The organism is bacterium, from assembly GCA_035528375.1.
Taxonomy (GTDB): Bacteria; RBG-13-66-14; RBG-13-66-14; order RBG-13-66-14; family RBG-13-66-14; genus RBG-13-66-14.
On sequence record DATKYS010000051.1, the window covers coordinates 21,658 to 35,173 of the forward strand.

Here is a 13,516-nt window from a genome sequence, read left to right on the forward strand (position 1 = left end):
CGCGGGTGACCGTGGACGGTCGCCCCTACGTCACTCAATCCACGAGTCACGGGTCGCTGCATATCCCTTCTCCCTTTCAGGGAGAGGCTCGCCTACGGGTTAGGGTGAGGGTCAAGGTTGGGAACGTATAAAACGCGGCGGCCCGCAGGGGATGTATCCCACGGGGCCGCCCTACATGTATGCAGAAAGCGGCGAATAAACGGGTGGGGTACGGAGCCCCCGCCATACGTTAAAACGCACAGAGGTGTATAACCGAACGGCCTAGCGCGAACTTCCACCCCCCTACCAGCCCAACCTACTTCGGCAGGTTGGCCTCGATCTTGGCCCGGAAAGTCTCTTCCATCTGGGACCCGACGAGCACCTCCACCAGGTCCCCCCGGGCGATGATGAAGGTGACCGGGATGGCCTGGTGGGCGTAGAACCTGTTGGCCTCCTCGTTAGAGGCGAATGGCTCCTCGGCGGCCAGGAGCACCGGCACGGAGATGCCCAGGTCGTCCACCATGCCCTGGGCCAGGGCGGGCGCGGTGTCCTCGGTGACATAAATGAGCTGGAAGGGCTTGCCCTCGTACTCCTTGGCCAGCCGTAGCATGCCGGGCACCTCTACGCGGCACGGCTCGCACCAGCTGGCGAAGAAGTTGAGGAAGACCAGATCGTCAAAATAGTCGGAAAGTTTGTACATCTTGCCGTCGAGCCCCGAGGCCTCGAAGTCCACGGCGGGATTGCCCAGGGTGCCGCCGCCCCCGCCGCAGCCCGCGGCCAGGATGAGCGCGACCGCCGCCGCAGCGACGGAAAGGGTCAACTTACGCATCGGCCTCTCCTTCTCCCTCGGTCCCGGTTTCCTCGTCCTTCTCCTCATCCTTCTTCGCCTCGGCGCCCCTCTCCAGGCCGTACTTGCGCATGTAGCGCTCGACGCGGCCCGCCGAGTCCACCAGCTTCTGCTTGCCGGTGTAGAAGGGGTGACAGGCGCTGCACACGTCCACCTTGATCTCCTTCTTGGTGGAGCGCGTTTTGACCTGATTGCCGCAGGCGCAGGTGATGGTCGCGTCCACGTACTCGGGGTGTATCTTGGGCTTCATGGCTACTCCCGTAAAATGGCCCGGTGGTGCCCCTCCGACCGGTGAACGGTGGCGAACTCCATCGCCGTCAGTTGGGCTTTCATCGCAACACTCCCCCGGCCGGGGAGCGGTATGTTAATTCAATTCAGGGCCGCCGTCAACGGACCGCCTAGGCGCCCGGCGTCGGGCGGGGCTCCCTGGGGTTGCCCTGGCGGGTGAAGCGGTGGTAGTCCATGTAGGAGGCCGGGTCGGCTTCGTAGTCGTCGCGGCTCTCGTAGAGAAAGGCCACGTCCTCCTCCACGCTCCAGATGTACTCCTTGCGCTGGAGAAACACACGGGTGGCCTCCTCGGCGATGTAGCAGCGGGCCGGGTCCCGGGGGTTGTCCGGCATCCCGGTGAAGACGAGCATGGACTGCCCGCGCCGCAGAATCAATGATTCGCGCCCGACGAGGTTGATGGTGAACTCGTACCCGCCCCCGTTGATGATGAAGAAACCGGAGACATCCACCGGGAGTTCGGACACGTTCTGCAGCTCGATCCACTCCGAGTTGAACCGGGGCAGCCCCTGGGTGAGGCGGTACTCGCGGTGGGAGTCGGGGTGGATGGCGGCGATTCTGATACTGGGGCGACGCAAGCTCCGACCTCCGCCTGGTTTCGCGGAGAGGAGAGTGTAGCAGGGCCCGGCGGGTCTAGTCAACATTCAATCGGGTTGAAAGCGGCCGGGTGCTGTGCTACCATGCCGCAATAATCCAACGAGTGCGCTATGTTCAACCCACCCGCCGCGGCAGCCTCTTTCGTATACGCCGTGGGCGTCCAGGCGGACCGCCTGCTGGACGGCCTGCGCGGAGGCGTCCGGACCCGGACCCCCGTGGTGAGCGTGGGGAACCTCGCGGCGGGCGGTTCGGGGAAGACTCCGCTCGTCCACTGGCTCACCCGGCGGCTGGAGGAGCGGGGGCTCGCCGCGGGCGTCGTCGCCCGGGGCTACCGGGGAAGCTGGGCGCACAGAACGGCCCGACCGGCGCTGGTCCGCGACCTCTCGGTCCAGGAGGCGGGGGACGAGGCGGCGCTCCTGGCGAAAAGGCTCCCGCGCGCCGAGGTCGCCGTCTGCCGGGTGAAGGCCCGGGCGGCGGAGCTCCTCGACCCGCTGAACCTGGACCTGATTCTGGTGGACGACGGCCTGCAGCACCGGCGGTTGGCGCGGGACTACGACATCGCGGTGTTGGAGCGCGGCGACTGGCTCGGTTACGTCGAGCGCGGCACGCGTCTGGTCCCCTGGGGAAGGATGCGGGAACCCTTCGTGCGCCTGGAGCGCGTGGACGCCGTGGTCTTCTGGGACGCGTCGGAGGAGGAGGCCCGGCGGTTGAGCCTTCGTTTCCCCGCCCCGTTGATGCTGCGCGCCCGGCGGGAGCCCGTGGAGCTCGCCCCGGACGGCGGAGAACTTCCACCGGGCGGGTTGAGTGGGAGAAGGGTGATCGCCTTCTGCGGCGTCGCCCGGCCGACGGTCTTCTTCGACGACTTGAGGGCGTTGGGGGTGGAGCTGGTGGAGACGCGGGCCTTTCCCGACCACGCCCGCTACGACGCCCGGCGTTTCGGCGAGCTGCGCCGCCTGATGGATGCCCACCCCGGCGACCTTCCCGTCACCACCGCCAAGGACGCGGTGAAAATACCCTCCGGGGCGCTCGACGGCCTGCGGGTCCTGGACCGGCGCGTGGTCTTCGCCGGGGAGGACGGCGCGAGGCTTTTGGGGGAAGTCGGCGCGGTCGCGCGGAGGTGCGGACGTGGCTGAGGAAGACTACAGGCCCACCCTGGGGCACCGGCTCCAGTACGCCCTGGTCTGGCTGATTTTTCTTCTGGCCAACCTGAGCCCGCGCGCCCTGGCCCGGTTCAACGCCTGGCTTTTGGGCAATTTTTTATTCCTGGTCCTCGGTCGGCGCCGGCGGATCGCCAAGGGAAACCTCCGCGATCGGCTGGGGCTGGACCGGCGCGCGGCGGCCCAAACCGCCCGCCGGAATTTCTGCCGCACCGCCCAGAATTTCGTGGACTTCATGCGCCTGCCCTACTTCACCAAAAAACGGCGGCACAGGTGGATGACCGTGGAGGGGATGGAGCACCTGCACGGGGCGCTGAAGGCGAAGGGGGGAGTCATCCTGGCGTCGGCCCACACCGGGCCCTGGGAGCTGACCTCGGCCTACCTCTCGGCGGAGGCGGCCCCCGGCGCGGCCCTGGCCACCCGCCAGCACAACCGGCTCGTGGACGTTTTCTTGAACAAGCTGCGCGCCAAGGCCGGCCTCGACGTCATCTTCGTGGACGAGGAGCTCCGGCCGGTGGTCCGCGCCCTCAAAAAAAACCGCATCCTCTACATCCTGGCGGACCAGGACGCCGGTCCCGCGGGCGAGTTCGTGGAGTTCCTCGGCGCCCCGGCCAGCTTCCACCGCGGGCCGGCCTTCTTCGCCTACAAGCTGGGCGCCCCGGTCTGTTTCGGCTTCGCCCGCCGGGGCAAAAACGGCCACCTCCACGCGGAGATTTTCCCCGCCCTCCGCGCCGACCGCTCCGCCGACGAGGCGGCCGAGGTCCGCCGGCTCACGGTCGGGTACGCCCGCGCCCTGGAGGACTGGGTCCGGCGCTATCCCGCCGATTGGTACTGGCTGCACCGGCGATGGAAAACTAAGTCCCTTGTAAAAGACGGTCGAACGGCGTTAGAATAGCCCCCAACATTTCAAGCGGGAAAACCTAAACAAACACGGGAACCGGGATCGGCGTCATGAACCTCTCCGATGCGATTGAAAAGAAGGCCGTCCTCCTCGAGCTCAAGGCCGAGACCAAGGACGAGCTCCTCAAGACCCTGACCCATGCGGTCGGCCGCTCCGGCCGCGTGAAGGATTCCGCCGCCGCCCGCGAGGCCATCCTCGAGCGCGAGGAGCTTTCCTCCACCGGGATGGGCTACGGCGTGGCCATGCCCCACGCCCGGGTCAAATCGGTCACCTTCCCCGTCCTGGGCTTCGCCCGCCTCGTCAAGGGCGTGGACTACGGCTCGGTGGACGGAGAGCCGGTCCGGCTCGTCTTCCTCCTCCTCACACCCTCCACCAACCCCGAGCTCAACGTCCAGCTCCTGGGCAAGCTCTCCCGCATCTGTCAGCAGGAGGACAACCGCCGCCGGCTCCTGGACCTCGAGAAGATTGGCGATTTCCTCACCTTCATCCGGGAGATGGACGCGATGAACGGCATACCCGGTTAACATGCCCCGCCCTCGTCAATCGCAGCCGTCCCCCGGCGCCGGGACGCCCGATGGTCGCGGCGTCATGAGCCGTAATTGCGCCCGAAGGGATAACTGCGACCGAAGGTAATCCCGCCGGTCCGGGGCTTGAGGAGCCTACAGACCCTTTCGAATAAACGTCGTCAGTTCAAGGAGTTGCGATGCCCTCCCGACAAGTGCGCGACTTCATGGTCACCGACGTCATCACCTGCCGCCGCGGTGACAAGCTGCGCGAGGTCGCCGCCCTCTTCGCCGCCAGCACCATCTCCGGCGTGCCGGTGGTGAACCGCGAGGGGAAGCTCTGCGGCGTCATCACCAAGCTCAACCTCCTGGGCTATTTCCTCCCCGAGTACCTGGAGCTCTTCGCCGACATAGACTTCATCCAGGATTTCTCCACCCTCCAGTCGTGCAACCTGGACGTCCTCGACGCGGACCTCCTGCTGGCCGAGGACGTGATGAACTACGAGCCGCTGAAGGTGGGCCCGGAGACGACGCTCCTGAAGTGCGCGGCGCTCCTGCACAAGCACCGGGCCGACATCCTCTGCGTGGTGGACGACGGGGGGAAGCTCCTGGGGGTCATCACCGCCACGGACATCGCCCGGGCCTTCTTCGGGAAGTACACCGGGTAGCGGGTCGGGACGACCGGGAACGGCCGACGGACGACCCACGCCCTACTCTTTTCATTATGGAATCTTACGAGCCCATCTTCGCCATCGCACTCTTCGTGGCGGCCTTCGCCCTGATCATCTCGGAGAAGGTCCACCGGACGAAGGTCGTCGCCCTGGGCGCAGCCCTGCTCCTGGTGACCGGGATCGTCCCCCTGGGGGACGCCTGGCGGGAGTACATAGACTTCAACACCCTGGGCCTGCTGTTCGGGATGATGCTCATCGTGAACATCACGAAGCGCACCGGGGTGTTCGAGTTCGTCGCCCTGAGGATAGCCCGTTGGAGCGGCGGCAACTACCTGAAGGTCATGGTCGGGTTCTCCATCATCACCGCCGTCTTCTCCGCATTCCTGGACAACGTGACGACGGTCCTGTTGATCGCCCCGATCACCCTCTACATCGCGGACCTGTTGGGCAAGAGCCCGCGGCCGCTTTTAATCGCCGAGATACTGGCCTCCAACATCGGCGGCACGGCCACCCTCATCGGCGACCCGCCCAACATCCTCATCGGCTCGGCCGCGGGGAAGGGCTTCGCGGAATTCGTGACCAACCTGGGCCCCGTTATAGTCGTAGTACTCGCGGTCATCATCCTCTACAACCGTTTCGCCTTCCGCCGGCAATTCGCCGGGGTGAGCGACGGGCACCGGATCTCCAGCTACGACGAGAAGAAGGCCATCCACGACAAGCCGCTCTTGATCAAGTGCCTGGTGGTCCTGGGGCTGACCATCGTGGCCTTCATGGTCCACGACCTCTTCGGGCTCCCCCCGGCGGTGGTGGCGCTTGTCTCGGCGGCCGTGCTCGCCTTCATCACGAAGCCGCCGGTCGAGGAGCTGCTGCGCGAGATAGAGTGGCCCACCCTCGTCTTCTTCGCCGGTCTTTTTGTCCTGGTGGGGGGACTGAAGGCCACCGGCGTCACCACCGCGCTCGCCGGCCTCATCGCCGGTTCAACCTCGAGCGTCCTGGTCCTCAGCCTCATCATCCTCTGGGGCAGCGCGTTTCTTTCGGCCTTCCTGGACAACATCCCCTTCGTGGCCGCGATGATTCCGCTCCTGCAGGGCACCATCGCCCAACTGGGGCTGACCCAGGTCCAGGCCGACCCGCTCTGGTGGGCGCTGGCGTTGGGGGCCTGTCTGGGCGGCAACGGCACTCTGGTCGGCGCCAGCGCCAACGTCATCGTCGGCGGCATCAGCGAGAGGACCAAGGACCCCATCACCTTCCGCAGCTACCTGAAGGTCGGCCTGCCGGCCATGCTCATATCCATGGTCATCTGCTCGTTCTACATCTACCTGAGGTACTTCTCCTAGATGTGGGGTTTCCCGACCATTGCGACCCTGGCCGTCCTGGCCTTCGTCTACTTCTGCGTCGTCACGGAGAAGCTCGACAAGGCGAAGGCGGCCTTTTTCGGCGGCGTGCTTTTAATCGCCGCCGGGGTGACGTCTCTCGAGGAGGCCTGGCGGTACTTCATAGACTTCGAGACCATCGGCCTGTTGGTCGGGATGATGCTCATCGCCGGGGTCATCGGTCAGACCGGGGTCTTCCAGTTCGTCGCTCTGCGGGCGGTGCGTCTGACCCGGGGGCGCTACGGCCTCCTGCTGGTGGCGCTGTCGGTCATCACCGCCGTCGCCAGCGCCTTTCTGGACAACGTCACCACCATCCTGTTGCTCGGCCCCGTGGCCGTATTCGCCGCCGACGCCCTGCACCACAAGCCCTACCTGTTGTTGATCGCGCTGACGCTGGCGGCCAACATCGGCGGCACCGCCACCCTCATCGGCGACCCGCCCAACATGCTCATCGGCTCGGCCGCCGGGTTGGGCTTCCACAACTTCGTCGTAAACACCGGCCCGCCCTCCGTCCTGGCGCTGGCCGTAAGCCTCGGCTACCTCTTCGTCGCCCGGCGCGAGGAATTGAGGCCCACGGGCCGAACCATCAGCGCCGATTCCTTCGACGAAACCAAGTACATCCAGGACCGACCGACCCTCGCGGTGAGCCTGATCGTCCTGGGCCTGGTGCTGACGGGGTTCGTGGTGCTGCCCTCCTTCGGCGCCACTCCGGCCGCGGTGGCCCTGGTCGGCGCCGGGGTGCTGATGCTGGTCAACCGATCGAAGCCCAAGGAGCTGTTGGGCCACATCGAGTGGCCGTTGATATTTTTCTTCCTGGGGCTCTTCGTCATCACCGGCGCCCTGGAAAAAGTGGGGCTCATCGTCGTGGTGGGGCGCTTCTTCGCCTCGCTGACCCCGAACCCATTCTGGTTCTGCATCGCGATTCTCTGGGTCTCCTCCTTCGGCGCGGCCTTCCTCTCCGCGGTGCCCTTCATCACGGTCATGATTCCCATCACGGCCGCGGCCATCGCGCATCTGGGCCTGGGGCCCGCGGCGGCGGAGCCCGTCTGGTGGGCCCTCTCCCTGGGCGCCTGCATCGGCGGCAACGGCACGCTCATCGGCTCCGCCTGCAACATGGCCATGAGCGCCATCTCCGAGCGGACGCCGGAGCCCATAAACTTCAGGAGCTACTTCCGTCTGGGCTTCCCGGCGATGGTCCTGGCCCAGGTCGTCTCCAGCCTCTACATCTACCTGCGCTACTTCGCGTTCAATTAAAAAAACGGGGGCCGCGGCCCCCGTCTTTACGTCCGTATCGAGCTACCGGCCCGCCGTCCACGCGGCTCCGTTGCCGTAGTAGACGACGTACCACCAGTCGTAATCATCGCCATCGCCGTCGGCATCAATGGCTATGGCGCCCCAGGCGTAATCATCGCCACGGTCCTCGTAGAAGTAGACTAAGAACATGTTGTCCGCGTCATCAAAGTCGTCGTACCAGTCGGTGCGCACCTCGGCCGCCCAGTTGAAGTCCTCAGGGTCTACTCCGCAGTCGTCCCAGAACGAGTCCGTCTCGTACAGGGCGAACTGCATCATCTCTTCGAGCTTGTCGTTGGAGTACGATGCAATCTCGTCAATTTCGCCCCCCTGATCGCCGTAGTCGTCTCCGTTGCAGTCGCCGTCAGAATCAACTAAGACGCTGTAGGCCGCGTCGTCGGCGTTCTGGAAGAATACAACCCAGTAAGAATCAGCCTGGGGCCGGCCCAGCATGCACTTGTCGTCGGCCCAGACGCACTGGTACAGGAAAACATGGGCGGCCGATTCCCAACTTCCCCAATGGTCCTCAGCCCAGGATTTCGCCTTGTCCAGCGCCCAGTCGAAGGCGTACTGCGTCAATCCATCACCATCTCCATCGGTAGTCGTGGTGCAGGAGAAGAGTAGCGCCGAGGCCAGGACCAGCGTCAGAATCACTATCTTCCTCATGTTTCGGCTCCTTTCAGGTGACGAGTATCAGGTTACCTCGACCAATTGAATCATGCTACCAAATTTGCGGTCGCCGGGCAACAAAAAAGGTGTCGCGCAGACGCCGCCCGGTTCCCGGTCCGGGTTGCGCTGACGTAGGGCAGGGATTTTAATCCCCACCGCGGTTTCTACGTTCCCAAACTTCACCCTCACCCTAACCCGTGCCTCGTATTCGCGATGATGTAGGGGCGGGTCTTTAGACCAGCCCGCGGGCCGACCTGAACGGCGCGCCGTCGGTCGGCCCCTACGTTTGGTAAATGAGGAAACGGGCGACCGTGGACGGTCGCCCCTACGGGACGGATTCGCGGTTGGACGTAGGGGCGGGTGTCCACACCCGCCCGCTCCCCCCTCCCCGGTCCGTAAGCGCGCTTCCCCCAGAGGGGGGAGGGAGTGGACACATTCACAGCCAGAGAGAACCGACGAGCCGGGTGAGCCCCGCCGCGAGCCAGGCCAGTACGGTGAGGTACGCCGCGGTGAAGGCCACCCAGCGCCACTTCCCGGTCTCCCGTCTTATCACCGCCAACACCGCCACGCAGGGTACATAAACCAGGACGAAGACCATGAGTGAAAGGGCGACCAGCCAGCCTCCGCCGCCGGTGCGGGCGTCCCATTCCTCCTTCAGGCGTCCCTGCAGCGGGGCGGTTCCCGCATCGCCCCCGCTCTCGGAGTAGAGCACGCCGAAGGTCCCCACGACGACCTCCTTGGCGGCGAAACCGGCGACGAGTGCTGACGATACCTTCCAGTCGAAACCCAGCGGTTCCATCACCACCGAAACGCCGCGGCCGATGACGCCCAGCGGGGTGTGGTAGAGCCTTTCGGCCTCACGGTCGGCCTCGATTCCGGCCAGCCGCGAGCGGTGGGCATCCCGTGCGGCGAGAAGTTTTCCCGCGGCGTCGAGGAGGGAGTCCGCCCCCGTGGCGGTCGGCATGACCGCAGTTCCCAGGCCGGGCAGGCGCGGCGCCGATTCCAGCGCCTCCAGACGGTGTACCGCCGCCATCAGCGGCGCATCGTTCTCCAACTCCGGCAGGAAGCCGTCGCCGGTCGCGGCGGAGCCCTCCGCCGGTCCGAGACCGAGCGACGCGGCCACCGCGGTCTGCTCCTCGACGTACTCCGCGTCCGCCCCCGCGATCGAGCCATCGAACTTTCCGCCGTCCTCCGGCTCCAAGGGGAAGGCGGTGAGCGCCCAGATGACGATCATGGCCAAAAGAATCACCGTCCCCGCCTTGCGGATGTACATCCAGGCCCGGTTCCAGGCGTGCAGGAGCACCGCCTTCACCGTGGGCGCGTGGTACGGCGGGAGCTCCATGACGAAGGGGACCTGCTCCCCCTTGAGGACGGTGGAGCGCAGAACCTTGGCGGCGACGACCGCCAGGACGATGCCCAGGGCGTAAACGGCGAATATTACGGTCCCCGCGTAGCGCGCCGGGAAGAAGGCCCCGGCCAAAAGGATGTACACCGGTAGCCGCGCGCCGCAACTCATCAGAGGCACCGTCAGAATCGTCACCAGCCGGTCCCGGGGGTTCTCCAGCGTCCGGGCCGCCATCACCGCCGGCACCGTGCAGCCGAAACCGATGACCATGGGGATGAAGCTCTTGCCGTGCAGCCCCAGCCGGTGCATGAGCCGGTCCATGACGAAGGCGCCCCGGGCCATGTACCCCGAATCCTCCAACAGCGAAATCATCACGAACAGCAGGAGGATGTTGGGCACGAAGACCAGCACCCCGCCCACGCCGCCGATGATCCCGTCCGCCACCAGGGACCGGACGAGCCCCGCCGGGATGAGCGTGTTCGCCAGGCCTCCCAGCCAGCCGAACAGCCCGCCGATGACGCCCATCAGCGGCTCGCCCAGCCGGAATGTGACCTCGAAGGTGAGCCAGAGGACGACGGCGAAGATGGGCAGGCCCCAGATGCGGTGGGTGAGGACGTGGTCTATCTTCTCCGCCGTTTTGACGCGCCCCTCGACGTTGCGGGTCAAGGTCTCGCGGATGGCCCCGGCGGCGAATCCGTAGGCCGCCTCGACGAAGTGGTCCTCGGGATCGTGGCCCAGGAGGCTCCGCAGGCGCTCCCGGGATTCCTCCACCAGCTTCGCCAGCGGTTTGCCCGCTTCACCGAGACGAGCCAGTCGGCTTTGGTACTCGGCGTCGGACTCCAGGAGCTTGACCGCCTGCCAGCGCGGCGGCCCGCCCAGGAAGGCCTCGGGGTGCTCCTGGAGAAATCCCTCGACCCGGGCGATCTCCCGTTCCAGGTCCCGCCCGTAGTGGACGTGGACCTCCTTGCGCGGCTCGTCGGAGGTGAACACCCGGACCACCGCCGCGAGGAGCTCGTCCAGGCCGCGCCTCTTCACGGCGACGACACCGACTACCGGGCAGCCCAGAAGCTCCGCCAGCGCCGCCGTGTCCAGCGTGTCCCCCCGCGACTCCACCACGTCCATCATGTTCACCGCCACCACCAGCGGCAGGCCGAGCTCCAGGAGCTGTGTGGTGAGGTAGAGGTTGCGCTCGAGGTTGGAGCCGTCGAGGATGTTAACGATGACGTCGGGCTCGCCCGAGGTGATGAAATCCCGGGCCACGAGCTGGTCCGGGGTGAGGGGGGAGAGGGAGTAGGTGCCCGGGAGGTCGGTTATTTCGAGGTCGAAGCCATCGAAGACGCGCCGGCCCATGCGCCGCTCGACGGTCACGCCGGGCCAGTTGCCCACCTGCTGGTGGCCGCCGGTCAGCGAGTTGAAGAGCGCCGTCTTGCCGCAGTTGGGGTTGCCGGCGATGGCGACCCGGATGGTTCTGCCGTCGGCCATGAGTCCCGCGGGAGGAAAAAGGAGAGGCCGATCCCTCCCCCTATCAGAAAAACGAACGGGCCGCTAATCCACCCGGCGCACGTCCACCTTGCGGGCCAGGCCCCGGCCCAGGGCCAGGCGGGTGTCGCCGATGGAGATGATGAGGGGGTAGATTTCCTCCACGACGGCCCGGACGCCCGGCGCCAGTCCCAGCTCGCAGAGCCGTTGCCGCGCCATGCGCCCTCCGTAAACGGCGACCACCTCGAAGGCGTCGCCGGGGGCCAGGTCCTCGATGAAGAGGGCCTCGCCGGGTCGCCTCTCGACCACGCGACCGAACCCATGATGCCTGCCGAAGTGTTGCGGGGCGCCGTGGTCGTGTCTCATTTAATCCGCCCTATTGAGAGCCAGTCTCATTCATAGTCTAGCCTAAATTAGATTAAATGTCAATAGGAGGGCGGAATGGCCCCCCGCCTTAACGGGTGAGGCGCGATTCCGCTACATACTCGTAGGGGCCGACCGACCGGCCGGTCCTTTTTTCAAAGGTAGCCCTCACCCTGACCCTCTCCCACAGGGAGAGGGAAAACTTTCCCACGCTCTCCCCGTTATCTTTCGCGGATGCGCCTCCCCCAAATGTAGGGCGGCCCCGTGGGATGCATCCCCTGCGGGCCGCCCTACATCATCGCAGCTTTGGGGTGAGGGCTGCCTTTATAAAAAACGGGCGCCCCAACGGACTCCCGCGCCAATCCTCCGCCCCGGCTCAAATCAGCCCGGTGAGCCCGATGAAGGCCATCGCCATGATGCCGGCGGAAATCATCGTTATCCCCGGCCCCTTCAGCCCCGCCGGGATGTCCGACTTCTCTATCTTCTCCCGGATGCCCGCCAGCGCGACGATCGCCAGCATCCACCCCAACCCCGACCCGATCCCGTACCCCACCGTCTCCAGGAATCCGTACCCCCGCAGGACCATGAACAGGCTCACCCCGAGGATGGCGCAGTTCACCGTGATCAGCGCCAGGAACACACCGAAGGAGGCGTAGAGGTCGGGGGAGAACCGCTCGATGGCCAGCTCGAGCACCTGGGTGATGGCCGCGATGACCACGATGAAGATGATGAACTGGAGGTGCTCCACGCCGAAGGGCACCAGCAGGTAATGCTGGATGGCCCAGTTGGCCGCCGAGGTCAGCGTCATCACCAGCGTCACCGCCATCCCCATGCCGAAGGCGGTTTTCACGTCCCGGCTGACGGCGATGAAGGGGCACATGCCCAGGAAGTTGGTGAGGGCGATGTTGTTGGTGAAGGTGGCGGCGAAGAGGACGACCAGCGCTTGCATGGCTATTCCCCCTTGACGGCGGCCCAGGCTGGCTCGCCGTCGTAGCTCTCGTTTTCCGTAAGCCGGATTTCCACCGGAAGCTCGGATTCGGCCCCGCTCCCGAACAGGATTATCTCAGAGGAAGGGTCGCCCACGTCGGCCGTCTGGCCGATGAACCAGTCCCCCCCGGCGGGATCGGGCGCGAGGTTGAATCGGTCCGGCTCCAGGGGCCGGGAGGAAAGAACCGTCTCCGTGGGGGCGTCCATCCGGGCGCCGTACATCAATTCCCCCTCCCGGTACGGGACGAGGAGAGTGCCGTCGGGGAAGCGGCGGAGCGGGCCGAAAACCTCGTCCCCCGGGGTGGCGAGATCCGAGTTCGCCAGGGCGTCATGAACGAAAACCAACCCGGCGGTGAAGGGCGACACCAACTCGGACCAGGGTTCGTAGACGCAGACCACACCGAAGCCCGCCACGTGGACCGGCCAGCGGTAGTCTCCCGGCTCCAGGCTCTGCGGCTCCAAGACCCCGCGCTCCAGATCGTAGTAGTAAACTGCGAAACAGTTCCGCCGCCCGGACAGGTGCTCCAGCTCCTCGGTGCTCCCCGCGAAGAGCCCCACCGCGCCGTAGTCAATGGCCTCGTAAGAGGAGAAATAAATCCGCTCGCCGTCGGCGGACCACGAGAGGTCGTTCTCGACGCCGGGGGTGTCGGTCAGCTTGTCCCAGACGCGGTCCCGCCCGGTATTGTTCAGGTCCATCAGGTAGAGGTCGGGCTGTCCGTACATCTCGCTCACCCAGGCCAGGTAGCGCCCGTCCGGTGAGAGGGCGGGGGACCGGTCCGCGCACGTGTTGTAAGTAATCCGGTCCGGGAGACCCGTGTCCAGGTCCATCACGTAGATTTCGAGGTCGCCTTCGCAATCGGAGACCCAGGCCACGCGGCCGGCCAGTCCGTTCTCGGCGCAGAGGGCGGCTATCCCCTCGCCGTTGGAGGCCAGGGCCGGTTCGATTTTATCCTGCACCGCCGACGCGGCGGTCAACATCGCCAAAAGGCAGAGAAACACCGGTTTCATCGCACCGTCCAAAAGGTATCGCTCGCGGCGAAGGTCATTGAATCAACGAAGCTCGACCTCGC

The 13,516-nt window shown here is 65.9% G+C and carries 14 protein-coding genes; 6 read left to right on the forward strand and 8 right to left on the reverse strand.

Annotation, left to right across the window (positions count from 1 at the left end; genetic code table 11):
* Positions 1–295: 295 nt before the first annotated feature.
* From VM054_03815 to VM054_03825, 3 genes are all read right to left on the reverse strand, one after another.
* Positions 296–808, reverse strand: coding sequence for a TlpA disulfide reductase family protein (locus VM054_03815; GenBank protein ID HUT98181.1), 513 nt, complete (start codon positions 806–808; stop codon positions 296–298).
* Complete coding sequence (gene rpmE, locus VM054_03820; GenBank protein HUT98182.1) at positions 801–1,076, reverse strand: 50S ribosomal protein L31; 276 nt, start codon at positions 1,074–1,076, stop codon at positions 801–803. Before rpmE ends, VM054_03815 begins: the two co-directional genes overlap by 8 nt.
* Before the next feature lie 148 nt (positions 1,077–1,224).
* Positions 1,225–1,689 (reverse strand): lamin tail domain-containing protein, encoded by a 465-nt coding sequence (locus VM054_03825; GenBank protein HUT98183.1) that lies wholly within the window; start codon positions 1,687–1,689, stop codon positions 1,225–1,227.
* Positions 1,690–1,818: 129 nt separating this feature from the next.
* Between VM054_03825 and lpxK the strand changes: the two genes are divergently transcribed.
* The 6 genes from lpxK (at position 1,819) to VM054_03855 (ending at position 7,567) form a co-directional block, all read left to right on the forward strand.
* On the forward strand, positions 1,819–2,841 hold the full coding sequence (gene lpxK / locus VM054_03830; GenBank protein HUT98184.1) for a tetraacyldisaccharide 4'-kinase: 1,023 nt from the start codon (positions 1,819–1,821) through the stop codon (positions 2,839–2,841).
* Positions 2,834–3,760 (forward strand): lysophospholipid acyltransferase family protein, encoded by a 927-nt coding sequence (locus VM054_03835; protein HUT98185.1) that lies wholly within the window; start codon positions 2,834–2,836, stop codon positions 3,758–3,760. The genes lpxK and VM054_03835 overlap by 8 nt, the downstream gene beginning before the upstream one ends.
* Positions 3,761–3,816: 56 nt before the next feature.
* Entirely contained in the window at positions 3,817–4,290 is a 474-nt protein-coding gene (locus VM054_03840) for a PTS sugar transporter subunit IIA (protein HUT98186.1), read from the forward strand.
* Between the two features lie 179 nt (positions 4,291–4,469).
* On the forward strand, positions 4,470–4,937 hold the full coding sequence (locus tag VM054_03845) for a CBS domain-containing protein (GenBank protein HUT98187.1): 468 nt from the start codon (positions 4,470–4,472) through the stop codon (positions 4,935–4,937).
* A 56-nt stretch (positions 4,938–4,993) separates the two neighbouring features.
* On the forward strand, positions 4,994–6,277 hold the full coding sequence (locus tag VM054_03850) for an ArsB/NhaD family transporter (GenBank protein ID HUT98188.1): 1,284 nt from the start codon (positions 4,994–4,996) through the stop codon (positions 6,275–6,277).
* Entirely contained in the window at positions 6,278–7,567 is a 1,290-nt protein-coding gene (locus VM054_03855) for an ArsB/NhaD family transporter (protein HUT98189.1), read from the forward strand.
* 42 nt (positions 7,568–7,609) lie between these two features.
* Here VM054_03855 and VM054_03860 read toward each other — a convergent pair whose 3' ends face one another.
* From VM054_03860 to VM054_03880, 5 genes are all read right to left on the reverse strand, one after another.
* Positions 7,610–8,269 (reverse strand): hypothetical protein, encoded by a 660-nt coding sequence (locus VM054_03860; GenBank protein ID HUT98190.1) that lies wholly within the window; start codon positions 8,267–8,269, stop codon positions 7,610–7,612.
* A gap of 439 nt (positions 8,270–8,708) precedes the next feature.
* Complete coding sequence (gene feoB / locus VM054_03865) at positions 8,709–11,099, reverse strand: ferrous iron transport protein B (protein HUT98191.1); 2,391 nt, start codon at positions 11,097–11,099, stop codon at positions 8,709–8,711.
* Between the two features lie 63 nt (positions 11,100–11,162).
* Complete coding sequence (locus VM054_03870) at positions 11,163–11,462, reverse strand: FeoA family protein (protein HUT98192.1); 300 nt, start codon at positions 11,460–11,462, stop codon at positions 11,163–11,165.
* 373 nt (positions 11,463–11,835) lie between these two features.
* The gene (locus VM054_03875) at positions 11,836–12,408 is read right to left on the reverse strand and encodes an Rnf-Nqr domain containing protein (GenBank protein HUT98193.1); all 573 of its coding nucleotides are present in this window, start codon (positions 12,406–12,408) and stop codon (positions 11,836–11,838) included.
* Between the two features lie 2 nt (positions 12,409–12,410).
* Entirely contained in the window at positions 12,411–13,454 is a 1,044-nt protein-coding gene (locus VM054_03880; protein HUT98194.1) for a hypothetical protein, read from the reverse strand.
* Positions 13,455–13,516 lie beyond the last annotated feature (62 nt).

What these genes read in the sequence shown, in the direction of transcription:
- VM054_03840 (HUT98186.1), top strand. Translation starts at nt 3,817, where the DNA reads ATGAACCTCTCCGATGCGATTGAAAAGAAGGCCGTCCTCCTCGAGCTC.
- VM054_03860 (HUT98190.1), bottom strand. Translation starts at nt 8,269, where the DNA reads ATGAGGAAGATAGTGATTCTGACGCTGGTCCTGGCCTCGGCGCTACTC.
- VM054_03845 (HUT98187.1), top strand. Translation starts at nt 4,470, where the DNA reads ATGCCCTCCCGACAAGTGCGCGACTTCATGGTCACCGACGTCATCACC.
- feoB (HUT98191.1), bottom strand. Translation starts at nt 11,099, where the DNA reads ATGGCCGACGGCAGAACCATCCGGGTCGCCATCGCCGGCAACCCCAAC.
- VM054_03880 (HUT98194.1), bottom strand. Translation starts at nt 13,454, where the DNA reads ATGAAACCGGTGTTTCTCTGCCTTTTGGCGATGTTGACCGCCGCGTCG.
- lpxK (HUT98184.1), top strand. Translation starts at nt 1,819, where the DNA reads ATGTTCAACCCACCCGCCGCGGCAGCCTCTTTCGTATACGCCGTGGGC.
- VM054_03815 (HUT98181.1), bottom strand. Translation starts at nt 808, where the DNA reads ATGCGTAAGTTGACCCTTTCCGTCGCTGCGGCGGCGGTCGCGCTCATC.
- VM054_03870 (HUT98192.1), bottom strand. Translation starts at nt 11,462, where the DNA reads ATGAGACACGACCACGGCGCCCCGCAACACTTCGGCAGGCATCATGGG.
- VM054_03875 (HUT98193.1), bottom strand. Translation starts at nt 12,408, where the DNA reads ATGCAAGCGCTGGTCGTCCTCTTCGCCGCCACCTTCACCAACAACATC.
- VM054_03850 (HUT98188.1), top strand. Translation starts at nt 4,994, where the DNA reads ATGGAATCTTACGAGCCCATCTTCGCCATCGCACTCTTCGTGGCGGCC.
- VM054_03855 (HUT98189.1), top strand. Translation starts at nt 6,278, where the DNA reads ATGTGGGGTTTCCCGACCATTGCGACCCTGGCCGTCCTGGCCTTCGTC.
- rpmE (HUT98182.1), bottom strand. Translation starts at nt 1,076, where the DNA reads ATGAAGCCCAAGATACACCCCGAGTACGTGGACGCGACCATCACCTGC.